Genomic DNA, 25,603 nt, shown 5'->3' with positions numbered 1-25,603 from the left:
TACCCACGAAAGCATTACTTGTTTTCAACCACGTAATCAATGCACTTCAGCAGCGCCGAGACGTCCTCGGGGTCAATCGCGCTGAAAGTGGCAATGCGCAGCTGGTTGCGGCCCAGCTTGCGGTAGGGCTCGGTGTCTACCACGCCGTTGGCCCGCAGCGCCTTAGCCACAGCGGCGGCGTCCACAGACTCATCGAAGTCCACGGTGCAGATTACGCTGGAGCGCTCTTCCTCCTTCTGCACGAAGGGGGTGGCGAAGGATGACGACGCCGCCCAGTCGTACACGCGGCGGGCGGAGTCAGCGGTGCGCTGAGCCGCGAAGTCCAGGCCACCGTTCTCATTGAGCCACTTAATCTGCTCGTTGAGCATCACCAGGGTGGCAAGGGCGGGGGTGTTGTAGGTCTGGTTCTTGCGCGAGTTATCGATGGCGGTCACCAGGTTGAGCGAGTCGGGAATCCAGCGGCCTGACTCTGCGATTTCCTGGGCGCGGGCAATCGCCTTGGGGGAGAAGAGGGCCAGCCAAATGCCGCCGTCGGAGGCAAAATTCTTCTGGGGCGAGAAGTAGTAGACGTCGGTCTCGGCAATATCTACCTCTAAACCACCGGCAGCTGAGGTGGCGTCGATAACCACCAGAGCGTCGTCCTCAATACCGGCAGGTCGCTTCACCTCGGCGAACACGCCGGTGGAGGTTTCGTTGTGGGGCCAGGCGTAGACATCCACGCCGTCTTCGGCAACGGGGGCCGGGCGGGTGCCGGGCTCGGAGCTAATGATGCTTGAGGCCTCCAAGAAGGGAGCCTTATCGGTTGCCTTGGCAAACTTGGAGCCGAACTCGCCAAAGCTCAGGTGCTGCGCCTTGGAACGTACCAGGCCGAAAGCAGCGGCGTCCCAAAAAGCGGTGGCACCGCCGTTACCCAAAATTACCTCGTAGCCCTCGGGGGCCTTAAAGAACTGAGCCAGGCCGGTGCGAATCTCACCCACCAAATCTTTCACGGGAGCCTGGCGGTGGGAGGTTCCCAGCAACTTCTCACCGGCGGTAGAAACAGCGGCAACCTGTTCGGGGCGAACCTTCGAGGGGCCGGCGCCAAAGCGGCCATCGGCGGGGAGGATATCCTTCGGGATGGTGGGAAACTCAGTCACTTTATCTCCAAATCATGCGATCCCTGGGCGGGATGCGCTCTCGGTTTGTGCTCCCGGGGGAGCCGGCTCACATCTACTGTGCACCTCTATTGTGCAATTGTGACTAAGCTGAGACCACCAGCACGCTGAAAATGCGGCAATAATTTCAGCATCTGAGCAAACCGCCGTAATCTTACACATTTCTTCAGCTGGCTGGAGACATCTATCATAAGTAGGAGTAGGGAATATCAGCTGCCTGCCGGTGGTTATACCCCTATGGGGTAAACGCCCTAGATAAAATCGAATTGAAACCGAATCACAGACAAGATGCTTGCACACCACAAGCGCGCCAGAGGTAGAGGAAATCACCAAGAGCATGACTGATCTTATTGATACCACCGAGATGTATCTGCGCACCATCTTGGAACTGGAAGAAGAGGGCATTACCCCCATGCGCGCCCGCATTGCTGAGCGCCTGGACCACTCCGGCCCCACCGTTTCTCAGACCGTGGCGCGCATTGAGAAGAACGGTTATGTTGAAGTTGCCTCAGACCGTTCGCTGAAACTGACCGAAGAGGGCCGCAAGCGCGCCGTTGAGGTAATGCGCAAGCACCGACTGGCAGAGCGTCTTCTGGCAGATGTGATTGGTCTTGATATTGCCTATATTCACGACGAGGCCTGCCGCTGGGAGCACGTGATGAGCGAACGCGTTGAGCGCCGCCTCATGGACATTCTGCACAACCCCACCTTCTCTCCCTACGGTAACGCCATTCCCGGCCTTGAGGAGCTGGGTAGGGAAAGCAGCACCAACGACCGCCGTACCGTGACCATGAGCATTGCCGCCCGCGACTCTGGCCCCGAAGACCGTTTTACCGTCTCCCGTTTCCCCGAGTTCATTCAGACCGATATTAAACTGCTGGAGCAGCTGGGGGATGCCGGTATTCAGTACGGCTCCACCGTTTCGATTTTGGACGACGGCGACGGCTATGTGAAGGTCACCGCCGACGGCGAGACCAGCAGCCTGCGCTTGAACCAGGAGGTTGCCGACGCAATCGTGGTGAAGCGCTAGGATTTTTCTTTTTCTCTGCCCCGTGCCTGGTTCTAGGCGCGGGGCTTTTGTGTGCTTGGGGGACAGGGGTGGCCTTTCTACCTCTTTTCAGGGGACGAAAGATAAGTTACACGAGTCACACAGTATGTTGATTTGAGGGTTGGCAAGGGGTGTGTGGCATAGGTTTCTTAAAAAATTTTCAGATTTTGTTACCAAATCGTGATGTTGGTAAATGTGGGTTTCTGTGTGGGTTTTTACCAAGCTGAAGCCCTGAAAATCAAGTAAGTGCAGAAGATGTAATAGTAAGCCCACTGTGTTTTCCGTGGGATTTTTTGGCGATCCTGTGGAAAACTCACCTCAAAAAGCCTCGGTTCCGTTATCAAAGCGTGACATTTCCTCTGGGGGTGTGTAATGTTTTCTTCCGTGCCGAGCACTGGTCGGCGAGGCACCCTTGAGAACAGACACGCCTAGTTCTGCCACTGTTCACCAGATCAAGGAACAAACAACATAAACATGCTTATGGCAGAAGCGGGGGACCCAATTCTTTGGGTTCTTGATCTAAGAGCCCTTGGGGTGAAGCTACTTCTAGTAGCCGAGTGAACCTTCTACTCGAACCCGACAGCTTACCTCGTGAGGCAATGGAGGAATTACTACAATGGCTAAGCACATGGCAGCTAAGAAGAACAACATCGTACGCAACGCATCCGTAGCAGCAGTAGCATCTGCAGCACTGGTTGGTTCCATCGCTCCTGCAAACGCATTCGCAGCAGCACCCGTTGCTTCTTCAACTACCACTTCTACTTCACCCGTTCTGTCTTCCTACGACTACAACGGTTACACCTCTTCAAGCTCTTCTGTAGCTAACACCGGTCTGGCTACCCAGTCCACTCCCAAGGGTGGCGACAACAAGCCCGGTGGTCTCACCGGTGATCGCCAGACCGTTATCGACGCAGCATACGACGGCATCGGTGGCTCCTACGTTTGGGGCGGCAAGTCCTACAAGGCTTGGGACTGCTCCGGCTTCGTTTCCTACGTTTACGCTAAGGCTGGCATCAACCTGACCGCCTACACCTACACCATGGCAACCGAGCTGAAGCCGACCTCAAACCCCCAGCCCGGTGACATCGTCTTCACCAACGGCTACGCACACGTTGGCATCTACGTTGGCGATGGCAAGATGATCTCCGCTCTGAACCCCTCACAGGGTACCCAGATCACCGCTGTTGACGGTGGCGGCTTCATGCCCGTAGACGGTTACTACACCGCTTTCTAATTAGAATTAATCTCTCATCATGAGGGAGGGAGCACCCCGGTGCTCCCTTTTCTTAAATCTCTACCCTCTGGTCTTATTTTCGGGTAGAGTAAAGCAAAGACTTTCCTTGCAGGTTTAGTCTTAGACCCTGCGCAAGGAACTTCAAACCGAACAAACGTGTTTGGTTGATGCGGCCCCAGAACGACCAGCAGTGGGCCGCATTTTTTATACCCGTTTTCGGCTACTACTAGAATGGTTTCTATGCCTACTCAGTTTGAAAGCCCCACCTCAAGTTCAGACCAGGAATTCACCTTTATGGCCATTGGCATGGTGGCCGGTGCCGTGCCGGGCATCATCGTCGGCCTGATTATCTCCCTCTTCCTGGGCCACGCAGCCATGTGGGTCTCCATCGCAGGTGCTATCGGCATTATTATTGGCCTGCTGATTTCCCGCGTGATGTACAAGAAGAAGGGGCAGCGGAAGAGCCATTAGGGCTGGAGCGGGCGCGGTAATAGAGCGCCTCAGCCAACATCCCTTAATGCCAGCCCCGAGCCAGTTGGTGCCGCGCGCCCGTGCCGCCTCTCCAGTTCCGCCCTCATATTCGCCCGCGCCCTCTCCTCCCAGAGGCTCCGGGCCCTTTCGCTTTTAAAGAGTTGCTCTCTTTCCAAGAAGCCCTCCAGGATTTCTGTCCGAGCCATCCTAAAGAACTCGTCGCTGACGTGCTCATATTCTGCCCTCACCCCGCTCACATAGCGGCGGTAACGGTCGGGTTTGGCCGCCAAAATCGCCAGGTCAGCATCAAAGAAGCGGTCTATATCCTCTGCTCCCAGCCCGGCTTCTTCCATACTTTGGTCAGCTTCTCCCGCGTGCTCGGTAGTGAGCTCTATCAGCCCGGCAACCGCCTGCACCTCGGCAGGTGCTAGCGCAGCGCCGTCCTGATTCTCCGCCACCAGCGGCGTCAGCACATCGCGGGCAAACTCAGCCGAGGCGCGCTCGTCCTGCCCGGGCTGCCCCTCATAGACAATGTCGTGTAGCCAGGCCGCCAGTAGCACGGCGCGCGGCGGCTCGTGTTCGCCATAGAGGGTCTCGAGCGCGGTCAGCATCTCGAGCAAATGAGCACTGTTGTGGTATTTCCGGTGGGGCTCTTCCCATTGATCGAGCAGGTGCTCACCGAGGTCTTGGTTGCCCGGTAGCCTCTCATTCCACAGCTTGAGCAAAGTGCCACGGATTTTCTTGGGCCGCTCCTTGAATGGCACCCGTAAACCCGAGTGAATAAGTCGCCGGGTGAGCTCGCCACCGGTGACAGGCTCAGCGCCAGCTTCGATAAGGCGGTCAAAGAGTTCGGCGGGAACATCGTAATGATCGAGGTCAAAAGCCCTGGGAGAGAGGCTATTTTTACGGGCAAAATCGTGTAATTCCGTGATGCTGGCGTTGGAAACCAAATGCGAAAATAGGGTGCCGTGGGCGGGCCAGGCGGGCGGGTCGATGAGAATAGCCATGGTCTCAGTCTTACACGCCCGGTTATGCTCATGCCAAAAGAAGCACTATACTGTTGTGAGTCTAAATAGACTCGCCCTCGTAGCTCAGGGGATAGAGCACCGCTCTCCTAAAGCGGGTGTCGATGGTTCGAATCCATTCGAGGGCACACTAAAGCGAAAACTTGCATTTTTGGGTCTTAAACCGCCTGTTTAAGACCCAAAAATGCTCTTCTTTCAGCAATTACTTCTAAAACCAGGGCGAGGGCCCGGGGCACGAAGTCGCCCTGATAAAAAACTTTTTCGTAAAAGTCATCGCGAAAGATGCGAATTTCCACCCAGCCGGCCTCTTTAACGGCCCGTGCCCGGCGCACGTCACGGCGAATCTGGTCTCTTTCGCCGTGGTGAATGCCCTCGTATTGGATACTGATTTTGAGTTCTTGCAAGGCAAGGTCGGGCTGAAAGAGAAGATAGCCGAAGTCGTCAAAGATAGGAATGTTACAGCTTATTCCCTGAACCCCGGCATCTTCGAGCATAAGCCTGAGCGCTGTTTCCATGTAGGAATCGCTTCCGGTGACAGCGCGCTGGTAGGCCGCACGACATTTTGAGATACCGGCTTTGCCCTTTGAAGTACTTAGAAATTCCTCAAACTCTGTTCGGCTGACCAGCGGAATATTTTGGTCTCTTCGGTGCTGGTGAAATACAAGAAGCCCGTCAGCTACCGCAACGAGCTCTTGAACTGTTAGAAATTTTGCGAGGTCAAGAAAAGTCCGCAAGGGTGTTGTGCAACGAATATTTTGAATGACGACAGTTTCATGTCGTTCAATACTCGCTGTTGAACAGCGAATATTTTTTCGTCGAAACTGGCTAGCGGCTTCTCCCTGCGCAACATAAAGTTTTTTCTCCTTAAAGAGACGCGGAGGCAGTCGAAGCCCCAGCAACTTTGCCGCCGATATTGCCGTGACAATACAGCCGGGCATGGTGCGGGCTTGCGCCAGCAAAAGTTCGGTTTCACTGGGCTGATACCCCTCTCGTTGATAAAGGGTGTGGGCAACACGCTGGGTGCCTCTGCGGGTGACCTGCTCTCGAGAAAGACCTTGCGTGGCGGCGTCCTGGAGCGTGTAGAGGGGTAAGGAGGGGTGGTTCTTTGGCTTGCTCATAGCCTTATCTTGACTCAAATGAAATCAAAAAGCATTAAAAATATTTAATTGTGGATAAGTATGTGCAAAAACTTGCAATTTTGGGTCTTAAAAGGGCCTTTTAAGCCCCAAAATTGCAACCTGTGGAAATTATTACCTCTGCTCCGGTAGCTCTCCCGCGGCAAAAGCATTGAGCTTGCCACGCACCAGGCGAATCGCCATGAAGACCAGCTGGGCAAGCATCAGAGCAAAGAGAATCCAGCGAAGAAGCACCAAGAGGGCAGCCAGGCCAACCGGCCCGTTGGGGTTTGCAATGGCCATGTCAATCACAAAACCGCCAACAATAAAGATCACCGCGTAGGCAAGGGGCACCATCATCATGGCGCGGCGCACCGCCAGCTCAAACTTGGAGGCTGAAATCATTCCCAGCCAGCCCGCTGCCAGAATCAGGGGCAGAATCAGACCGGTTGAGCGATGAACCGCCTGGTACTGCACAATATTGTCGGCGCCCAGGCCCTGATTGATAGCAAAAGCGTCGTCGGCATTGAACCAGAGGCGGGCCTCCGGCATGGAGACCCCCGCAAGCGAACCCAGTTCTGGCAGCAGCCAGAAATGATAGTAGCCAAAGAGCAAAAGACCGATTACAAAGGCAACGCCGGCGAACATAAAGGAGCTGTTCTTCTCAGGCTCAGCGCGCATGTCTCGGTGGGTGTATTCGCCCTTGCTGAGAGGACGGCGCGCGGGCCGGGAAACCTGTGAGGGCACGGGCTTCTTGGACTCGGCCTGGGTGTTTTCGCCGTAGAGGCGGGCTTTCTGAGATTTGGAGAGTGCCACGGGGTTCTCTAACTGTGCTTGGCTATTGATATTTCAGGTCTTAAGCTTAACGCAATGTGCCGGAATTAGAATAAGTGTTCGGTTTAGACTGGTGGGTGCGATGGATTATTTGTTTGATGAAGAAGACAGCTTTATGCCCCCTGCCTACCAGGTGTCTGGTTATGGCATGGATAACGAGTATGCGCCGGCGGCTTTTTTTGAAGAAGAACAAAACCGGGCGGCCCAGCTCACCGAGGGGCTGAACGAGCAGCAAGCTGCCGCTGTGACCCACGCCGGCTCGCCCCTGCTGATTGTGGCCGGGGCTGGCTCGGGTAAGACCCGCGTGCTGACCCATCGCATAGCCTACCTACTGGCAACCGGCAGGGCCCACCAGGGGCAGATTCTTGCCATTACCTTCACCAACAAGGCCGCTGCTGAGATGCGGGAACGCATTGAGCAGCTGGTTGGTCCGCGGGCTAAGAATATGTGGATTTCCACCTTCCACTCCTTCTGCGTGCGGGTACTGCGCCGCGAGGCTAAGACCCTGGGGCTGAAATCCACCTTCTCTATTTATGACTCGGCTGATTCCCTGCGCCTGATCACACTGGTGGCCAAGGGGCTCAACCTTGACCCCAAGAAATTTGCACCCAAGACCCTGCAGAATAAGATTTCTCAGCTGAAAAACGAGCTGGTTGATTCCGAAGATTTTGCTCGGAATATGAACCCCTCTAACCCCTGGGACCAGGCCATTAACGAGGTGTATAAGGCTTACACCCAAAGGCTGAGGGCCGCTAACTCCCTGGATTTTGACGATCTCATTGCCCAGACCGTTCACCTGCTGCGAGCCAACCCGCAGGTAGCGGAGTATTACCGCCGCCGTTTCCGCCATATTCTGGTAGACGAGTATCAGGACACCAACCATGCCCAGTACGCTCTGGTGAGGGAACTGGTGGGTGCCCACGGGAGCAACCAAAACGAGCAGACCCCCTACCCCAGCGCCGTCCCCCCGGCAGAGCTGACCGTGGTGGGTGACTCTGACCAGTCGATTTATGCTTTCCGCGGGGCTGATATTCGCAATATCACCGACTTTGAAACCGACTATCCTAATGCACGCACCATTCTGCTGGAACAGAACTATCGCTCTACCCAAAACATTCTTTCCGCCGCCAATGCGGTGATTGAGCGGAATAAGGATCGCCGCCCCAAGAAGCTCTGGACTGCTTCGGGGGCAGGCGCCAAAATTACCGGTTACGTGGCTGAATCAGAGCACGCCGAGGCCCGCTTTATCGCTCAGGAGATTGACCGCCTGCGCGACGAGCACGGCGTGAAGCCCGGCGACGTTGCGATCTTCTACCGCACCAACGCGCAGTCCCGCAGCCTAGAAGATATGCTCATGCGCGTGGGCCATCCCTACCGGGTGGTCGGTGGTACCCGCTTCTACGAGCGCAAGGAAATCAAAGACGCGCTCGCCTACCTGCGCATGTTGGTCAACCCCGATGACGACGTCAACGTGCGCCGTATTCTCAACGAACCCAAGCGCGGTATTGGTGCCAAGTCGGAGTCAGTGGTGGCTGACTTTGCCGAGGGCAACCGCATTTCCTTTATGGCTGCCCTGCGCCAGGTTGAGGATATTCCGGGTATGGGAGCCGCCGGTGCCAAGAAGATTCGGGCTTTCGTGCAGCTGGTAGATGACCTCATTCAGCTGGCCGCCACCGAGAACGCCGCCACCTGCCTCGAGGCTGTGCTAGAGCAGACCGGCTACCTACAGGCTCTGCGCGAGTCCACCGATATTCAGGACGAATCGCGCGTGGAGAACCTCTCCGAGCTGGTCGATGCGGTGCGCGATTTCGAGACCGATAACCCCGGCTCAAGCCTGGAAGATTTCCTGGAACACGTAGCGCTGGTGGCCGATGCTGACCAGATTCCCAATAAGCCGCGGGCAAGCGACGACGGCGAGGGCCCCACCGCCGCTCAGATCGCCGCAGAGGTTGCCGAAGCCCGCAGCCAGGGTGTGATTACCCTGATGACCCTGCACACCGCTAAGGGCTTGGAATTCCCCGTGGTCTTTTTGACCGGCATGGAACACGGGCTCTTTCCCCACCAGCGCGCCCTCACCGATGAAAAGGAAATGAGCGAGGAGCGCCGCCTGGCCTACGTGGGGCTCACCCGCGCTATGGAGCGCCTCTACCTCACCCGCGCAGAGAACCGCTCGATGTGGGGTCAGCCCCAGTTCAACCCGCCCTCGCCTTTCCTAGAAGAAATCCCCGAGGATCTCATCGACTGGAAGCGTTTGGGTTCTGGCATGGGAAACCGCATGGGCTTCGGTAGCGGCCGCTCCGGTGGCTGGGGGTCACCGGTGCGCACCTCCCGCTTCGACGCGCCGTCCTTTGGCGGGGGCTCAGGGCAGGACGTCGCCGCCCGCCGGAGTGCGGAGCCCTCCACCGCCGCGGTGAACGGCTCCGCCGGCTACGGTCTGCGCGAGGCAACCCGCGGCCAGAATACCGCCCGAGTGCAGCAGAAAAAGGAGATTCCGGTACTGGCGGTGGGTGACCGCGTGGAACACAAGTCCTTTGGCGAGGGTGTGGTGCTTGCCCTGGAAGGGGCAGGGGATAAGACCGTTGCCAAGGTGAAGTTCGCCGGTGAAGAGAAGCGCCTGCTGCTGCGCTACGCGCCCCTTACCAAGCTGTAGGGGAGCGGGCCGGTGATGCCGATAATAAATCTGCTGATGATTTTTCTCTAAAATAGGGGAAGATACACACAGAGAGTGTGAACGAGGAAGGTCACATGGCAGACGAATATATACCCGGTGGAATCCCCGCAGACGAAGATGTACTGCGATCCACCGCCTCAGAATTTACCGAGGCGATGGGGGATGTCAGCAATACCAGGGTGCAGATTCAAGAGATTACCAATCTGACCCTGATTCGTCTTGAGGTAAATCCGGGCTCCAAGGCGGCCGCCCGTATGCAGAAGGTGCTCGGCGTTGAGCTACCCCAGTACGCGGGCCAGGTAACCGGCGATAAGCAGGCAATGCAGATTCTCTACGGCACTCGCCAGATTGTCGCCTGCCTCTGGACAGATATCGATACTTTTTTGGTGGTGACTCAGGTGGACGACGTTAAGCTGGGGCGGGCGCTCAATGCGGCCTTGGGCTCGGAGGAAGGCCTGGTGCTGGACGTTTCCGCTAACCGCTCGGTCATTGAGCTTTCGGGCCCCGAAGCCTACGAGGTGCTGGCGCAGACGGTGACCTTTGAAACCGTACCCGACTTCTTTGACGTGGGTATGGCCTGGCGCTGCTGGGTGGGGGAGGCCGAAATGCTGCTGTGGCGGGTAGATGCCGAACAGTATTTGATGATTCCCCGCAACTCGGCAACGGCACCGGTGATAATCTCGATGTTTGACGCGATTACAGATGTTAACGAAGGCTAAAAACAGCCCGGTTTCGCCCGCCCTGTAGCCGGGGCACAAGTCCATTTTTCGGGCTATTTGGCCCCGCTCGAAAGAAACTGTTGCGTAATGTTCGCTCATAACGTGATGTTTCGGCTCACGGTTAGAAATAGCAATCTGCTTTGGGCTAGAGTTGCTTCTGGAGATGCGTTGTGCCCTGGCTCTCGCCCTGAAGGTGTTTGCTACAAAAACTCCTGGGCAGAGGCGCTAGCGTGCAGCGCTGACAATGGAAAGGCCGGTCACAAGGCCGGCACGTCTTCAACGAAGAAGGATTCAAGTGGACCTGTTTGAATACCAGGCACGCGATCTGTTCGAGAAGCACGGCGTTCCCGTGCTCAAGGGCATCGTTGCCACCACTGCAGAAGAAGCAAAGGCAGCCGCTGAAGAAATCGGTGGTGTTACCGTCGTCAAGGCTCAGGTTAAGGTGGGCGGCCGCGGTAAGGCTGGCGGCGTTAAGGTTGCCAAGACTGCCGACGAGGCTTTTGAATACGCGCAGCAGATTCTCGGTATGGACATCAAGGGCCACACCGTCAACCGCGTGATGATTGCTCAGGGCGCTGACATCGCTGAGGAATACTACTTCTCCCTTCTGCTGGACCGCGCAAATCGCACCTACCTGGCCATGTGCTCGGTTGAGGGCGGTATGGAAATCGAGCAGTTGGCTAAGGAGCGCCCCGAGGCTCTGGCCAAGGTTGAGGTTAACCCCGCTGAGGGCCTGAACGAGGCTAAGGCAGAAGAGATCGTCAAGGCCGCAGGCTTCCCCGAAGACATTCAGTCTGATGTAGCCGCCGTTCTGGTTAAGCTGGGCGAGGTCTACGATAAGGAAGACGCCACCCTGGTTGAGGTCAACCCGCTGGTTAAGACCGGCGACGGCAAGATTCTTGCCCTGGACGGCAAGGTCTCCCTGGACGACAACGCTGAGTTCCGCCAGCCCGAGCACGAGAGCCTGGTCGATAAGTCGGCAGAGAACCCCCTGGAAGCTAAGGCTAAGGCTAACGACCTCAACTACGTGAAGCTGGACGGCGAGGTTGGCATTATCGGTAACGGTGCTGGTCTTGTGATGTCTACCCTGGACGTCGTTGCTTACGCTGGCGAGAACCACGGCAACGTGAAGCCCGCTAACTTTCTCGACATTGGCGGTGGCGCTTCTGCTGAGGTCATGGCCGCTGGTCTGGACGTCATTCTCAACGACGAGCAGGTTAAGTCCGTATTCGTCAACGTCTTCGGCGGCATTACCGCCTGCGACGCTGTGGCAAACGGCATTGTGAAGGCTCTGGAAATCCTGGGCGACAAGGCTAGCAAGCCCCTGGTTGTTCGCCTGGACGGCAACAACGTTGAAGAGGGTCGCAAGATTCTCAACGAGGCCAACCACCCGCTGGTTCACCAGGCAGAGACCATGGACTCCGGCGCAGACAAGGCTGCCGAGCTGGCCCACGAGGCATAATCCGCCGATTAATTTCTAGAGAATTTAGAAGGTAAAAAGACATGTCTATCTTTTTGAACAAGGACTCTAAGGTCATCGTTCAGGGCATCACCGGCGGCGAAGGCTCCAAGCACACCGCACGCATGCTCGCTTACGGCACCAACATTGTGGGCGGCGTCAACGCTCGCAAGGCGGGTACCACCGTTACCCACACCAATAAGGACGGCGCTGAGGTTGAGCTGAAGGTTTTCGGTTCGGTTTCTGAGGCTATGGAAGAGACCGGTGCGAACGTCTCTATCGTTTTCGTGCCCCCGGCCTTCACCAAGGACGCCGTCATCGAGGCAATCGATGCGGAGATTCCCCTGGTTGTTGTAATCACCGAGGGTATTCCCGTTCAGGATTCCGCTGAGTTCTGGGCCCACGCTAAGTCCAAGACCGATGCCAACGGCAAGCAGATTACCCGCATCATTGGCCCCAACTGCCCCGGTATTATCACCCCCGGCGAGGCAAACGTGGGCATTACCCCCGGTAACATCACCGGTAAGGGCAAGCTGGGCCTGGTTTCCAAGTCCGGTACCCTGACCTACCAGATGATGTACGAGCTACGCGATCTGGGCTTCACCACCGCTATCGGTATTGGCGGTGACCCCGTGATCGGCACCACCCATATCGACGCTCTGGAGGCTTTCGAGGCTGACCCCGAGACCGAGGGCATTGTGATGATTGGTGAGATTGGTGGTGACGCCGAGGAGCGCGCCGCAGAGTTCATCAAGGCCCACGTAACCAAGCCCGTTGTTGGCTACGTTGCTGGCTTCACCGCCCCCGAGGGTAAGACCATGGGTCACGCCGGTGCGATTGTTTCCGGTTCTTCCGGTACCGCTCAGGCCAAGAAGGAGGCCCTTGAGGCTGCTGGCGTGAAGGTGGGCAAGACCCCTTCAGAGACCGCTAACCTCATGCGCGAGATTTTCTCTAACAAGTAGTCTCTAGGCTTTATAGATAAAGGCTGGAGCCCTGTGCTGTTATCAGCACGGGGCGCCAGCCTTTTCTCTGCTTGCTAGCCGGCGAACTCTTCGCCCACAACGTGGTTGGCGATGTCTTTGTAACCATCGCGGGTTTCGTACTGAACCCAGTAGCCGTGGTAGATAGTAAAGGGGCCCCTCAATGTTGGCGTCGGTGGTAGATTCGCCGGTTGCCTGGAAGGTGGAGCCTGGCCAGGAGGCTCGTTCCGAGGCCAGCATGATGGGCAGGACATTATCGCCGGTGAAAGCGAAGAGGTGAATATCGTAGTCCGAGCTATCAATGATGGTTCCGCCGTTGATTTCAAAGGTGGCAATATCGCGGGGGCCCTCGTAGTTCCAGGGGGAGCTGCTGGTAATCTCAAAGTCGGTGATCTTGAGTTCCTTGGGTGTGAGGATGTAGTAGAGAAACTCTCGGGTAACCGTGAGGTCTGTTCCCTGTTCTTCATCGGGAACATAGACCGTAAAGCCTGGCACGTTCGCGCCTTCGCCGGTGACGTTGTTGATAGAGACGGTGTTGGTCACCTGATCACCGGCTTCATTGCGGGTGAGGTCTACCAGGTCTGAGGGTTCCGCCCGGTAGGGGCCTACCTGGGACGCCGCGTAGGCGGGTATCGCTGCGGTGGCGAGAATCAGCGGCGCTGACCAGGCGGCTGATTTAGCAAGGGTTCTGCGAGTGACGTGAGTAGTCATAGCTTTACCCTTTCGAGGCTCTAGGAATAAGTTTGCGTGTGGCTCCTTGTGGTGAGTTTTCTGCGGGCGTGTAAATGCGTAAAAAACCTGACCCTACTCAACGACATTTATGCCGAACACCATAAAAGTCAGGGGTATACCGTGATACTCTGAGGTGGTGTCTAACCCGAAGCACTGGGATCGGGTTAAGCTATGTATCTTAAGGGGAAAATCTAATGCAGACAGAATCAACGCAGGTTCAACGCCGTACGGTCGTTAAGGGCGCTGCCTGGGCAGCTCCGCTGGTAGTTGCCAGCGCCACAGTTCCCGCTTACGCGGCGTCCAGGTGCGTTACTTCCACCCGTTTCAGCGGCGGCAATACCTACAACTGGGGTACCTACAATTCACCCACCGGTAGAACGAACCAAACTCTCACCCTGGGCGGCCAGTTCTACATCAATGACCTTCCTGCAGATGTCACGGTCACCAAGATTACCTACGAGTTTTGGACCGAAAATCGTGTTGGCCAGGATAGCCCTGGCCCCGGTGCTTTCTACGTGAAGAACGTGAGATCCGATCGATATAACCAGCCTTCAAACGCTATGCCCTGGACTCCCACAGCTGGCTCGGGCTTTGCTAACACCACGTCTACTACCGCTAATCTGGTTAATCATACTTATCAATCTGGATCCACTGCTCAGTCGTGGAACTTGATTATGACCTGGGACGCCAGCCGAGATTCAAACATTTCCAGTCGCTATACCGCTTCATCTACCGGATCCACCGGTTGTCGTAACTTCACTACCGGCCCCTCTAGTCGTTTCGTTGTGAACTACAGCAATGTGGTAGCTTCGGGTAGCGCGAACAGCCCTTCTACCAGTATTAAGGGTGAAACCATCATTACCGTTCAGCTATCTAACGGTGAGACTCTGCGTCACGTTGCTGGGTCTGGTGCTTAAAACTTCTAGACCACCGTTGCCCCGAAAATGAGGCCCAAGAGGTAGGTGGCCAGGGCGGCGCCGTAGCCGATGGCTAGCTGGCGGAAGCCCCGCTTGGCGGGGGAGGCTCCCGAGAGCAGACCAACAATACCGCCGGTACCCAGCAGGGCAATACCCACCAGAATCAGCGAAATTATCATGGCCCAGGTGCCCGACCCGCCAAAGATGTAGGGCAGAATCGGAATGAGGGCGCCAGAGGCAAAGAAGGCAAAACTTGAGGCAGCGGCACCAATATCGCTACCGAGCGCGCCGTGCTCATTGACGCCCGCGCCCTCCTCAGCCTCGACGTCGTCCCTGAAAGAGAGCGAGGGGTCGCAGTCGTAGCTCAGGTAGCCAAAGCGCTCCAGAGCGCGGTGCTCGGCGGCCTCATCGCTCATACCGCGCGCCTTATAAATGAGCACCAGCTCGTTTTTATCGATGTTGAGATCCTTGGCCACGCGCAGGGTCACCTGGGTGGGCTGGGAGGCATCGAGCATCTCGCGCTGGGAACGAACCGAAACGAACTCGCCAGCCGCCATCGATAGCGCGCCCGCCAGTAGACCCGAGATACCCGAGAGCAGAATCATGGAGGACGATGCGCCAGAAGCGCCGATACCCATAATCAGCGCGACGTTGGAAACCAGACCGTCATTAGCTCCAAAGACGGCGGCGCGGAAGTTACCCGAGAGCTTCTCGCGGCCGCTGGTGGAAAGAGCGCGCACGATTTCTTCGTGAATGGCCTCATCCGCTGCCATTTCCTCGGTGGCGTCGGGGTCTTCGGCGTAGGGGGAGCGCTGCTCGGCACGCTGGGCCAGTGCCAGCACAAAAACCGTGCCAAAATGCTTGGCCAGGAACTCTAGCATGCGGGCAGAGACCGAGGGCTTGGGCTCGGGCAGGGCGTGCTCGCCCAGCAGGGTGCGCCAGTGGTGCTGGTGGCGCTGTTCGGCTTGGGCAACCTCGTGAAGAATCTCGGCGTCACGACCCTCAGACCGCTCTGCCAGCGAAGCGTAAATCTGGGCTTCAGAGATTTCCTCGGCAAGGTAGCGCCGCCAGCGCCTAATCTGCGACTTGGTGGGCTGGGCAACCGCCCGGTAGATGTCGGTGTTGAGGTCTTCTAAGTACCGTTGGCGGTCTTCGGGGGATACTGAGGAACTTTCAAAGCTGGGCATAAAAAACCACCTGGGAGAGAAATAGTCTGTGTCTGCCTTGAGTCTACAGACCGATTTTCTCTGCCAGGTGGGTATTACTTGAGTTCGGTAAGACGAACCTTTTTGAGCTTGGTTACAGGCTACTTAATCTCGCCGGAGCCGTTTTCCAGGTGGGCACGAACGAACCACTGGAACTTCTCCAGCTCGGCGGTCTGGCCAATTAGCAGGTCTTCGGAGACGGGGTCAACATCGCCAATCTTGGCAATGGCTGCGCGGTGGTCTTCGATAATGCCGGTGTAGACATCGTTGATAGCGCGCAGATGGGTCTGGGTGTCGGCGCGACCCTCGGGGTAGTCGCCCCAGGAGCGGTTTGCTACCAGGTCGCCAGAGAGGCCGCTGGGGGAAACGCCCAGGGTTGCCATACGCTCTGCCAGCTCGTCTGCGAAGCCGCGCACCAGTTCAATCTGAGGGTCCAGCATCTCGTGAACACCAATGAAAGAGGGCCCAACTACGTTCCAGTGAGCGTGCTTCAGAGCTAGCTGCAAATCATTCATGGCGTGCAGGCGGAGCTGGAGTGCCTCAGCTACCTGGTGGCCGGTTTCTTCGGTGAGTCCGGGAACGGTGAATGATGCTTTGCGTGACATAGTGTGCTTCCTTTCATCTGGGGAACTTCCCCGTTTTCTTATTATGAGCCTATCAAGAATAAACCCCTCAATCAAGGCTTATTATGAATTACTCAAATTAAGGATGGCCTCAAGAGTAAGTTCTTCGTGCCTCAGTCTCAGGTCACCCTCGCCTTCTGGAACCGGCACCTCACCGGGCACAACAATCACTTTCATGCCCGCGGCGGTGGCGGAACGAACTCCCGAGGGGGAGTCTTCAATAGCAACGCAGTTCTTAGGGTCTGCCTTGAGCGCTTCTGCCCCCATGAGGTAGGGCTGGGGGTCGGGCTTGGGCTTGGTGGTCTGCTGGTCTCCAATGATGGCGGCAAAGACCCCCGCCGGTGCCTTGTTGGCGGTTGCCTGTGCCACCGAGGTGGTGGCATTGGTGACAATGGCGCAGGGAATCCCCGCCTGCTTAATCTCGCCCAGAAGCGCTGAGATACCGGGCAGAAAATCGTAGCTGGCCTGCTCAAAAGCCTCGTGCATGTAGGCAATGAGCTTCTCTTCAATTTTTTCCAGCGGCAGGTCAACGCCCACCTGCTGTAGACGCTCTAGGGTGGCACGAATGGAGTAGCCCAGCACCGCCTTGGTGTCTTCGCTAGTCCAGGTGGTTCCGTGTTCCTCGCAGATCCTCTTTTTGGCTGCTTCCCAGATGGGCTCGGTGTCAACAAGGGTACCGTCATGGTCAAAAAGAATAGCTTCGGGGAACTTCTGTTCTGAATGATTCGTGCTCATATAACCAGCCTATCGAAGCTGGTCTGCCCCTGCTGTCAGCGGAGGGAGGCGCCCGGTTTTTCTTCTAAAATATTTCCTGTGAGCATAGAAGAAATCCCTGCCCGAACCCTCACGCGCGAGACCAACTGGTTCACCCGCGCGTCCCTCTATGCAGTGGTGCCCGGCGCCCTGCTGGCCGCCGGCTGGATTACCGCCGGCCGCGTGATTTTTGGGGCCGGGGGTGACTTGGTTCCCATCTTTGCCCTGACCTTTGGCCCCGGCCTGCTGGCTGTTCTGCTCTTCGCGGGCCGCTGGATGCTTCAGGATACCCAGCGGCACGAGCCCGGCACTGGAACCACCATGACCATCGCCCTTTTGCAGGTGACCACCTGGCTGCTTGCCCTCATTTTTGGCCTGCTTTGCCCCGATCGGGTAGACGGGCGAACGGTCTCTGCTGCCTCGCAGATTCTCGGCGATGACTTTATCGGTCTCTCGGCGGGTTTCGGCAATACCTTTGGCATTTTGACCTTTGTCTCTGCCTTTGCCATGTTCTTTGTGACCATGGGGCAGGCACGCCGGTCGGCCAAGCTGGCGGCGGGTATTACCGAGGACGACGAGGAGCGGCTGGCGCGCGAGAATAGCGAGTATGACTTTCTGGACTAGTTTTCGCTGTGGGCTGTATTAATCCCTTGCTGTTTCATAGTTGAGCGGAGTAGACTCAAGTTAGTTGAAAACTTGAAACTCATGAAAGGCTCACTGTGGACACAAAATTCACCACCAAAACTCAAGAAGTCATATCGGCTGCCAACATGAACGCGCAGACCGCTGGCAACCCCACCATCGAAACCGCCCACCTGTTGAAGGCGCTGATGGACCAGCGCGAGGGCGTAGCTGTTGCTGTGCTCAAGGCAGCGGGACTCGACGTAGACGCAATCTCGGTGGCGGCGTCGTCCGAAATCTCAAAGCTGCCCAAGGCGAGCGGCTCCAGCGTGGCGCAGGCGCAGTTCTCCCGCAACGCCCTGCGCGCCATTCAGACCGCCCAGGCTAAGGCAGGCCAGTTCGGCGACACCTATGTCTCTACCGAAATGCTGCTGCTGGCTATCGCCGCAGGCGACGACTCAACCGCCGAAGCCCTGAAGAAGGCAGGTGCTGACGCTAAGACCCTAGAAAAAACCATTCCGACCGTGAGAGGAGACCGCACCGTGGATAGTCCCGACCCCGAGGGCACCTTTGACGCTCTGAACAAGTACGGTACCGATCTGACCGCCATTGCCCGCGAGGGAAAACTTGACCCGGTGATCGGCCGCGACTCGGAAATTCGCCGCGTGGTGCAGGTGCTCTCCCGCCGTACCAAGAACAACCCCGTTCTCATTGGTGAACCCGGCGTGGGTAAAACCGCCGTGGTGGAGGGTCTGGCCCAGCGCATGGTCTCCGGCGACGTGCCCGAGTCTCTGCGCGGTAAAACCCTGATCTCGCTTGACCTGGGCTCGATGGTTGCCGGTGCTAAGTACCGCGGTGAATTCGAGGAGCGCCTCAAGGCTGTGCTTGAAGAAATCAAGAAGTCTGAGGGGCAGATCGTTACCTTCATCGACGAGATTCACACGGTGGTCGGAGCCGGTGCAACCGAGGGTGCTATGGACGCCGGCAATATGCTCAAGCCCATGCTCGCCCGCGGTGAGCTGCGGCTGATCGGTGCTACCACCCTCAACGAGTACCGTGAGAATATTGAGAAGGACGCCGCTCTGGAGCGTCGTTTCCAGCAGGTCTACGTGGGTGAGCCCTCCGTGGAAGACACCGTGGGCATTCTGCGCGGTCTCAAGGAGCGCTACGAGGCCCACCACAAGGTGGCTATCGCTGACTCAGCGCTGGTGGCTGCGGCCAATCTTTCCAACCGCTACATTCCCTCCCGCCAGCTACCCGATAAGGCAATTGACCTGATCGATGAGGCAGCATCGCGCCTGCGCATGGAGATTGACTCGGCTCCCGAGGAAATCGATATGCTCCGCCGTGCCGTAGACCGGCTGACCATGGAAGAGCTGGCTCTGGCAGATGAGACCGACCCCGCTTCGGTTGAGCGCCTAGAGGCCTTGCGCGCTGAAATGGCAGATAAGAAGGAAGAGCTGGATTCGCTCAACGCTCGCTGGGAAGCCGAGAAGGCCGGCCTGAACCGGGTGGGTGATATCAAGAACCAGATTGATGAGCTGCGCTCCAAGGCAGAGGTGGCCCAGCGCGAGGGCAATCTGGGTGAGGCCTCCCGTATTCTCTACGGCGAGATTCCTGCCCTTGAAGCGGAGCTCCATGACGCGCAGAAGGCAGAAAGCGAAGCCCGCGATGAGCTGATGGTCTCTGAAGAAGTCACCGCAGACGACATCGCCGAGGTGATTTCTGCCTGGACAGGCATTCCCGCCGGCAAGATGCTTCAGGGCGAGACTGAGAAGCTGCTGAATATGGAGACTGAGCTGGGCAAGCGCCTGATTGGCCAGAAGTCCGCGGTGCAGGCTGTCTCCGACGCCGTGCGCCGCTCCCGCGCAGGAATCTCTGACCCCGACCGCCCCATCGGTTCCTTCCTCTTCCTGGGCCCCACCGGCGTAGGTAAGACCGAGCTGGCTAAGGCCCTGGCAGAATTCCAGTTTGACGACGAGCACGCCTTGGTGCGCATCGACATGAGCGAATACGCCGAGAAGCACACCGTCTCCCGCCTGGTCGGTGCCCCTCCCGGCTACGTGGGTTACGACCAGGGAGGCCAGCTGACCGAAGCAGTGCGGCGGCGTCCCTACTCGGTCGTGCTACTGGACGAGGTGGAGAAGGCCCACCCCGACGTCTTCGACATTCTGCTTCAGGTGCTGGACGACGGCCGACTGACCGACGGCCAGGGCCGCACCGTGGACTTCCGCAACGTGATTCTGATTCTGACCTCTAACCTGGGCTCGCAGTTCCTGGTGGATCAGTCGATGGAGGCAGCGGAACAGAAGTCTGCCGTGATGAACGTGGTGCACTCGGCCTTCAAGCCCGAGTTCCTCAACCGCCTGGACGACATCATTATGTTCGACCCGCTCTCGGTGCAGGATCTCTCCCGCATCGTGGGCCTGCAGCTGGACTCTATGGCGGCCCGCCTCGAGTCGCGGCGCATCACCCTCGATGTCACCACGGCGGCCTCCGAGTGGCTGGGCCTGGCAGGCTACGACCCCGCCTTTGGCGCTCGCCCGCTGCGCCGCCTGGTGCAGACCGAGGTGGGCGACCGCCTGGCCCGCGCCCTGCTGGCAGGTTCTATCAAGGACGGCGACACCGTGAAGGTGGACGTGAACCCCGACGTTACCGCAGAGGGCTTGGTTGTAACGGCTGAGTAGCTGCCGCGAGCGGTGGATTTTAGGCTCTTTTGAGAGAAAAAAGAGCCTAAAATCCACCGCTCGGCTTATATTGAGAGCTACCTCGCTGACTTCTCTCAGCTTAAGCCCCTAAGCTGGCCAGCAATGAGAAAACTTTTTCCCTCTCTTGCCCTTCTAGCAGCAGCTGCGCTTCTGACAGGTTGCGCCGATTCTGAGCCGCAATCTCGCCAGCGCACCTATGAGAACTTTCCCGGGGCGCCGTCCTCAGCTGAGGCTCCGCTTGCTCCCGGGGCGAGTACCGGGCAGGGGCCTATCGCCGAGCTCGCTGACCCCACCTGGCTAGAGGAAACCGCCCAGCAGACTAAGATTCCCCAGCGGGTTCTCGCCGCCTATGCCGGAGCGGCTCTCCGCACCTCTGAAACCCAGCCTCAGTGCCAGCTGAGCTGGAATACCTTAGCGGGAATCGGTTCTGTAGAGACTGCCCACGGGCAGTATTTGGGTTCTTCCGTGGACGACGCCGGGCAAGTAACCCCGGGAATCTTCGGCCCCGCTCTCGACGGCTCTGAGGGCGTGATGGAAATTAAAGACACCGATCACGGCGAGCTCGATGACGATCAGCGCTGGGACCGCGCGGTGGGCCCCATGCAGTTTATTCCCACCAGCTGGGAGGGACCGAAGCAGGACGGCAATGCCGATGGTAACTATGACCCTCAGCAGATTGATGATGCTGTGCTCACCGCCGCCGAGCACCTGTGCCAGGGTGAATCGCTAACCACCGATGCCGGCTGGAACTCAGCCATTGCCGGCTACAACCGCTCGGTAGTCTACGCCAATAAGGTGGCGGAGAAAGCTGAAGAGTACGCTACGTCGAACGGTGGATTTTAGGCTTAAATCTGGCAATTTTAAGCCTAAAATCCACCGCTCGGCAGCGCGTGAGAGAATAGAGCCGTGAACTTCGAATCTTCCTCGCGTGCTTCAAGCTATGTTTCAGATGAAGAGAGCCTCGCCAGGCCCGATATCGCTATTGCTCACAGATCTGCCCTGCGCTCGATTGAGCGCGTAGTGGCAGAGACCGCCCAGCCCACCCCACCGGAGCAGGCACTAGCTGGTATCTCTGACATGCTGAATCAAGGCGGGGTTCTGGTTCTCACCGGAGCCGGGGTCTCTACTGCCTCGGGTATTCCCGACTACCGCGGGCCCGCCGGTTCGCTGAAGAAACACCGGCCCATGACCTATCAGGAATTCCGATACGACGACGGCGCCCGGCAGCGCTACTGGGCCCGATCCTATGTGGGCTGGCGGCGGATGCGCCGGGCCGAACCCAACGCCGCCCACTATCTGCTGGCTAAGCTAGAGCAGCGCGGGGCGCTCGCCGGACTGATTACTCAAAATGTTGACGGCCTACACCAGCGGGCCGGTTCTAAAAATATGGTGGCCCTGCACGGCGATCTTGACCGGGTGATCTGCCTGATGTGTGGCAATCTCGAAGACCGCGCCAGCATGGATTCCCGCATGGAAGAGCTCAACCCCGGCTACTTAGAACGCCTGGACTCAGATGAGCTACAGGTTAATCCCGACGGCGATGTGGAGCTGGACGACGCTTTCATCCGCGACTTTGTAATGGTCGGCTGCCAGCGCTGCGGCTCAACCCGGCTCAAACCAGATGTGGTCTACTTCGGCGAGAGTGTTCCGGCAGACCGCAAGGCTAAGGTTGCCGAGTTCCAGCGGAATTCAGAGTCCCTGCTCATTGTGGGAAGCTCTGTTGCGGTGATGAGCGGTTTCAAGTTGGCAATTGAGGCGGGAAAGAAGGACCAGAAGATTGGAATCATTAACGGCGGACCCGGCCGCGCCGATAGCCGAGCGGATTACCTGTGGCGCAGCGATGTCTCGGCGGCTCTGGCGCAGCTGATTTAGATGCAGCGACTGTAACTTCGCTTAATACGGCCAAAGTTTTACTGTTCTCTCTCGGTGATTTATGCAGTTTGCGCAAGAAAACTATTGTTTGGGGTGAATTAAGTCTCGGATAGCGGGCACTGAGTCTGCATATAAAGCAAAAAACATGTACCCTTAAGACACGAAAGACTGTAAGGGATTCCGGCGATAGTGCACGCCCACTGTAAACCGCTGGACACGATGGATAAAGAGGGGGTCACGCCATGGGGCGCGGCCGTCAAAAGGCTAAAGCAACACGGCAGGCTCGGGAGATGAAGTACTTCAGCCCTGAGACCGACTATTCTGCACTCGAGCGCGAGCTGAATAGCGCCAAGAAAAATTCATCTAAGACATCTTCGAACCATCGTTACGATGACGAAGATGATTATTCGGAGTACGCGGATAAGTACGCCGATTCATATACAGACGAAGACTAAGTGGCCTCCCAGAACCACCTAGTCTCTTTTCTGTAGAGCAAACGACAGCCCCCCGCCAGTTGCGGAGGGCTGTTTTTGTATGCCGTGAGCCTACTTGTAGCTGTTGAGCAGCACTGCTGCGCCGCCGTCCACGCCCTTAGCGCCCTGCACGTAGTCGGCTGAGTTCCGGTGGGCTCCGTCGTCGGCCTCAACGGTGCCGAGAATCCAGGAGGGCAGCCCGCGGTCATTGAGCCGCTTGACGGCGGCGTCAGCCACCGAGGGGTCTACCACGGCAATCATGCCCACGCCCAGGTTCAGGGTGCGTTCGAGATCTGCCTGGGGTACGCTGCCCAGCTCGCCGACCAGCTGGAAGATAGCGGGGATTTCCCAGGTGGAGCGGTCTACCAGGCCCACGGTGCCGGTGGGTAGCACGCGAGCTAGGTTGGCTGCCAGGCCGCCGCCGGTCACGTGCGAGAAGCCTCGAATTCCGGAGCCGGTCTGGCCGTCCTCGCCATTGACAGGGAAGGCCTCGATCAGATTAAGGCAGTCTGCGGTGTAGATACGGGTGGGTTCCAGCAGTTCCTCACCGAGGGTGCGGCCCAGCTCATCCACCTGACGGTCGAGGGGCCAGCCCGCCACGTTGATGACCTTGCGTACCAGCGAGTAGCCGTTGGAGTGAATGCCGGAGGAGGCCATAGCAATCAGGACGTCGCCCTGCCGCACTCGGTCGGGGCCGAGCAGCTCGTCTGCCTCAACGATGCCGGTGGCTGCACCGGCGACGTCATACTCGTTTTCAGCCAGCAGGCCCGGGTGCTCGGCGGTCTCGCCGCCCACCAGGGCGGTGCCTGCCAGGGAGCAGCCCTCTGCCACGCCGCGCACAATATCGGCAATGCGCTCGGGCACCACCTTGCCGGTGGCAATGTAGTCGGTCATAAAGAGGGGCTTAGCGCCGGTGACCACGATGTCATCTACCACCATGCCCACCAGGTCGTGGCCGATGGTGTGGTGAATGTCCAGAGCCTGGGCGATAGCCACCTTGGTGCCCACACCGTCGGTGGAGGTTGCCAGGTAGGGCTTCTTGAACTCCTTGAGGGCGGTCAGATCGAAGAGGCCGGCAAAGCCGCCCACTCCGCCCACCACGCCTGCGCCGTGGGTTGCCTTAATGGCGTCTTTCATCAGCTCAACCGCGCGGTCGCCCGCCTCGACGTCCACACCTGCCGATGCGTAGGTTACTTGCTGGGTGCTCTCGCTCATGAGTTGTCCTTCTCGGTTGAGTTCACGGGAACGGTGTCTTCGGGCAAAACAAGGTTTTCGAGGTCTGAGTCGGGGCCGGGCTCGCAACTGCCACCGGCTTCACCACTGGTTGCTGCCGAATCCAACTTGTTTTCCAGTACCTCGGAGCCTGGGCGGGTATCGATGGAAACCGCCTTGGCATGCTCGGGTTTGTGGGCAACGGGCCGCTGCGCGGTGACCTCGCCAATGGAGGAAGACAGGGGGCCACCGCCGCCGTTGTGCTCCTTGGTATCAAAAACCGACTTGCCGATTTTCTCGGGAATCGGAATCGGGTAGTTACCGGTAAAGCAGGCGGTGCAGAGGTTGGCTCGCTCCTGGTGGGTGGCCGCAATCATGCCGTCTTCGGAGATGTAGCCCAGCGAATCTGCGCCCAGAGACTTGCCGATTTCCTCAATGGTGAGGCCGTTGGCAATCAGCTCGGAGCGGTTGGCAAAGTCAATGCCGTAGTAGCAGGGCCACTTGACCGGGGGAGAGGAGATGCGAACGTGAACTTCCTTAGCCCCTGCCTCGCGCAGCATCCGCACCAGGGCGCGCTGGGTGTTACCGCGCACGATGGAATCGTCAATCACAATCAGGCGCTTACCCTCAACCACCGACTTGAGCGGGTTGAGCTTGAGTCGAATGCCCAGCTGGCGGATGGTCTGTGAGGGCTGAATAAAGGTTCTACCCACGTAGGCGTTTTTAACCAGGCCGTTGCCGTAGGGAATGCCGGATTCTTCGGCGTAGCCAATCGCTGCTGGCACACCCGATTCGGGGGTGGGCATCACCAGGTCTGCCTCAACGTGGTGCTCGCGGGCCAGCTGGCGGCCCATCTCAACCCGGGATTCGTAGACCGAGCGGCCAGAAATAGTGGTGTCAGGGCGGGCCAGGTAGACATACTCAAATACGCAGCCGGCGCGCTTAGCCTCGGCGAAAGTGCGGGAGCGCAGACCGCCGTCGGCGTCAATAATAATCATCTCGCCCGGGTCTACCTCGCGCACGAAAGCAGCACCCACAATATCCAGCGCGGAGGTCTCGGAGGCAACCACCCAGCCGCGATCGAGGCGACCCAGCACCAGCGGGCGAACGCCCTGGGGGTCGCGGGCGGCGTAGAGGGTGTCTTCGTCCATGAAGGTCAGACAGAAGGCGCCCTGAAGGGTGGGCAGAAGATCCAGCATTGCCTCTTCGAGAGAGTCAAAGGTGTGGTTGCCCAGCAGGGCGGTGACCAGCGCGGTGTCGGTGGTGTTGCCCTGCGCCAGCTCGCCGCGGTCGGGGGCGGCACCGGCATTTCTTTCCAGAACCCGCTCGTAGAGTTCCACCGAGTTGGTGATATTGCCGTTGTGGGCCAGGGCCAGAGTACCCTGCGGGGTGGCACCCAGGGTGGGCTGGGCGTTAGCCCAGTGGGAGGCTCCGGTGGTGGAGTAGCGGCAGTGGCCCACCGCCATATGCCCGCCCATGGCGTTGAGAGTGGGTTCATCAAACACCTGGGAGACCAGGCCCATGTCTTTATAGACGTTGATTCGCGAACCATCGCTGGTGGCGATACCCGCTGATTCTTGCCCGCGGTGCTGGAGCGCGTAGAGCCCGTAGTAGGTCAGTTTTGCTACGTCTTCTCCGGGAGCCCATACGCCAAAGACGCCGCATTCGTCTTTGGGGCCGCTATCAAGAGGATCGAGGTCGTGCGTTAGTTTTCCGTCAGGACGAACCAATTCTTGCCATCTTTTCAGTCTGAGGTTGCTGATGAATGTGTCTTGGA

General features: G+C 58.1%; 23 protein-coding genes, 1 tRNA gene and 1 riboswitch. Of the genes, 14 read left to right on the top strand and 10 right to left on the bottom strand.

The window, feature by feature from the left end; translation table 11 throughout:
- Positions 1-14: 14 nt before the first annotated feature.
- A complete protein-coding gene (serC, locus tag IEV00_RS05440) occupies positions 15-1,136 on the bottom strand; it encodes a phosphoserine transaminase (RefSeq protein WP_188359253.1) in 1,122 nt (373 codons plus the stop codon).
- Positions 1,137-1,491: 355 nt separating this feature from the next.
- Here serC and IEV00_RS05435 point away from each other — a divergent pair, with 355 nt between their 5' ends.
- The 3 genes from IEV00_RS05435 to IEV00_RS05425 all read left to right on the top strand — a co-directional run bounded on the left by IEV00_RS05435 (position 1,492) and on the right by IEV00_RS05425 (position 3,907).
- Complete coding sequence (locus tag IEV00_RS05435) at positions 1,492-2,184, top strand: metal-dependent transcriptional regulator (RefSeq protein WP_188359252.1); 693 nt, start codon at positions 1,492-1,494, stop codon at positions 2,182-2,184.
- Between the two features lie 483 nt (positions 2,185-2,667).
- Positions 2,668-2,816: riboswitch (cyclic di-AMP (ydaO/yuaA leader) on the top strand.
- A gap of 2 nt (positions 2,817-2,818) precedes the next feature.
- A complete protein-coding gene (locus IEV00_RS05430) occupies positions 2,819-3,436 on the top strand; it encodes a C40 family peptidase (protein WP_229723073.1) in 618 nt (205 codons plus the stop codon).
- Positions 3,437-3,676: 240 nt separating this feature from the next.
- On the top strand, positions 3,677-3,907 hold the full coding sequence (locus IEV00_RS05425) for a hypothetical protein (RefSeq protein ID WP_188359251.1): 231 nt from the start codon (positions 3,677-3,679) through the stop codon (positions 3,905-3,907).
- Between the two features lie 29 nt (positions 3,908-3,936).
- On the opposite strand, the gene IEV00_RS05420 is transcribed toward IEV00_RS05425, so the two are convergent.
- A complete protein-coding gene (locus IEV00_RS05420; RefSeq protein ID WP_188359250.1) occupies positions 3,937-4,914 on the bottom strand; it encodes a DUF4031 domain-containing protein in 978 nt (325 codons plus the stop codon).
- A gap of 73 nt (positions 4,915-4,987) precedes the next feature.
- On the opposite strand from IEV00_RS05420, the gene IEV00_RS05415 reads away from it, so the two are divergent.
- Positions 4,988-5,060, top strand: a tRNA-Arg gene (locus tag IEV00_RS05415).
- A 30-nt stretch (positions 5,061-5,090) separates the two neighbouring features.
- Here the strand turns inward: IEV00_RS05415 and IEV00_RS05410 are convergent.
- Both IEV00_RS05410 and IEV00_RS05405 read right to left on the bottom strand, forming a co-directional pair.
- Positions 5,091-6,050, bottom strand: coding sequence for a putative endonuclease domain-containing protein (locus tag IEV00_RS05410; protein WP_188359249.1), 960 nt, complete (start codon positions 6,048-6,050; stop codon positions 5,091-5,093).
- Between the two features lie 132 nt (positions 6,051-6,182).
- The gene (locus tag IEV00_RS05405) at positions 6,183-6,863 is read right to left on the bottom strand and encodes a hypothetical protein (protein WP_188359248.1); all 681 of its coding nucleotides are present in this window, start codon (positions 6,861-6,863) and stop codon (positions 6,183-6,185) included.
- A 100-nt stretch (positions 6,864-6,963) separates the two neighbouring features.
- Between IEV00_RS05405 and pcrA the strand changes: the two genes are divergently transcribed.
- The 4 genes from pcrA to sucD all read left to right on the top strand — a co-directional run bounded on the left by pcrA (position 6,964) and on the right by sucD (position 12,692).
- Entirely contained in the window at positions 6,964-9,531 is a 2,568-nt protein-coding gene (gene pcrA / locus IEV00_RS05400; RefSeq protein WP_188359247.1) for a DNA helicase PcrA, read from the top strand.
- A 95-nt stretch (positions 9,532-9,626) separates the two neighbouring features.
- Positions 9,627-10,271 (top strand): sarcosine oxidase subunit gamma, encoded by a 645-nt coding sequence (locus IEV00_RS05395; protein WP_188359246.1) that lies wholly within the window; start codon positions 9,627-9,629, stop codon positions 10,269-10,271.
- 295 nt (positions 10,272-10,566) lie between these two features.
- A complete protein-coding gene (gene sucC, locus IEV00_RS05390; protein WP_188359245.1) occupies positions 10,567-11,733 on the top strand; it encodes an ADP-forming succinate--CoA ligase subunit beta in 1,167 nt (388 codons plus the stop codon).
- A gap of 41 nt (positions 11,734-11,774) precedes the next feature.
- On the top strand, positions 11,775-12,692 hold the full coding sequence (sucD, locus tag IEV00_RS05385) for a succinate--CoA ligase subunit alpha (RefSeq protein WP_188359244.1): 918 nt from the start codon (positions 11,775-11,777) through the stop codon (positions 12,690-12,692).
- A gap of 42 nt (positions 12,693-12,734) precedes the next feature.
- On the opposite strand, the gene IEV00_RS05380 is transcribed toward sucD, so the two are convergent.
- A complete protein-coding gene (locus IEV00_RS05380; protein WP_188359243.1) occupies positions 12,735-13,421 on the bottom strand; it encodes a hypothetical protein in 687 nt (228 codons plus the stop codon).
- Between the two features lie 215 nt (positions 13,422-13,636).
- Here IEV00_RS05380 and IEV00_RS05375 point away from each other — a divergent pair, with 215 nt between their 5' ends.
- Positions 13,637-14,359, top strand: coding sequence for a hypothetical protein (locus IEV00_RS05375; protein ID WP_188359242.1), 723 nt, complete (start codon positions 13,637-13,639; stop codon positions 14,357-14,359).
- 5 nt (positions 14,360-14,364) lie between these two features.
- On the opposite strand, the gene IEV00_RS05370 is transcribed toward IEV00_RS05375, so the two are convergent.
- The 3 genes from IEV00_RS05370 to IEV00_RS05360 form a co-directional block, all read right to left on the bottom strand.
- Positions 14,365-15,546, bottom strand: a complete 1,182-nt coding sequence (locus IEV00_RS05370; RefSeq protein ID WP_188359241.1) for a VIT1/CCC1 transporter family protein — start codon at positions 15,544-15,546, stop codon at positions 14,365-14,367.
- 119 nt (positions 15,547-15,665) lie between these two features.
- The gene (locus IEV00_RS05365) at positions 15,666-16,169 is read right to left on the bottom strand and encodes a Dps family protein (protein WP_188359240.1); all 504 of its coding nucleotides are present in this window, start codon (positions 16,167-16,169) and stop codon (positions 15,666-15,668) included.
- A gap of 81 nt (positions 16,170-16,250) precedes the next feature.
- Positions 16,251-16,922: an HAD family hydrolase gene (locus tag IEV00_RS05360; RefSeq protein ID WP_188359239.1), complete on the bottom strand. Its 672-nt coding sequence runs from the start codon at positions 16,920-16,922 to the stop codon at positions 16,251-16,253.
- A 78-nt stretch (positions 16,923-17,000) separates the two neighbouring features.
- On the opposite strand from IEV00_RS05360, the gene IEV00_RS05355 reads away from it, so the two are divergent.
- From IEV00_RS05355 to IEV00_RS05335, 5 genes are all read left to right on the top strand, one after another.
- Positions 17,001-17,564: a hypothetical protein gene (locus IEV00_RS05355; protein ID WP_188359238.1), complete on the top strand. Its 564-nt coding sequence runs from the start codon at positions 17,001-17,003 to the stop codon at positions 17,562-17,564.
- A gap of 95 nt (positions 17,565-17,659) precedes the next feature.
- Positions 17,660-20,248 carry an ATP-dependent chaperone ClpB gene (gene clpB / locus IEV00_RS05350; RefSeq protein WP_188359237.1) on the top strand — a complete coding sequence of 863 codons (2,589 nt, stop codon included), beginning with the start codon at positions 17,660-17,662 and terminating at the stop codon, positions 20,246-20,248.
- 123 nt (positions 20,249-20,371) lie between these two features.
- Positions 20,372-21,112: a lysozyme family protein gene (locus IEV00_RS05345; protein WP_188359236.1), complete on the top strand. Its 741-nt coding sequence runs from the start codon at positions 20,372-20,374 to the stop codon at positions 21,110-21,112.
- A 63-nt stretch (positions 21,113-21,175) separates the two neighbouring features.
- A complete protein-coding gene (locus tag IEV00_RS05340) occupies positions 21,176-22,141 on the top strand; it encodes a Sir2 family NAD-dependent protein deacetylase (RefSeq protein ID WP_373868220.1) in 966 nt (321 codons plus the stop codon).
- Between the two features lie 242 nt (positions 22,142-22,383).
- Complete coding sequence (locus IEV00_RS05335; protein WP_188359235.1) at positions 22,384-22,596, top strand: DUF3073 domain-containing protein; 213 nt, start codon at positions 22,384-22,386, stop codon at positions 22,594-22,596.
- 90 nt (positions 22,597-22,686) lie between these two features.
- On the opposite strand, the gene purM is transcribed toward IEV00_RS05335, so the two are convergent.
- Complete coding sequence (gene purM, locus IEV00_RS05330) at positions 22,687-23,829, bottom strand: phosphoribosylformylglycinamidine cyclo-ligase (protein ID WP_188359234.1); 1,143 nt, start codon at positions 23,827-23,829, stop codon at positions 22,687-22,689.
- Positions 23,826-25,556: an amidophosphoribosyltransferase gene (gene purF, locus IEV00_RS05325; RefSeq protein WP_188359233.1), complete on the bottom strand. Its 1,731-nt coding sequence runs from the start codon at positions 25,554-25,556 to the stop codon at positions 23,826-23,828. The genes purM and purF overlap by 4 nt, the downstream gene beginning before the upstream one ends.
- Positions 25,557-25,603 lie beyond the last annotated feature (47 nt).

This window comes from Rothia aerolata, assembly GCF_014635585.1.
In the GTDB taxonomy this organism is placed as follows: domain Bacteria; phylum Actinomycetota; class Actinomycetes; order Actinomycetales; family Micrococcaceae; genus Rothia; species Rothia aerolata.
This window is presented reverse-complemented; position numbering and strand designations above follow the sequence as displayed.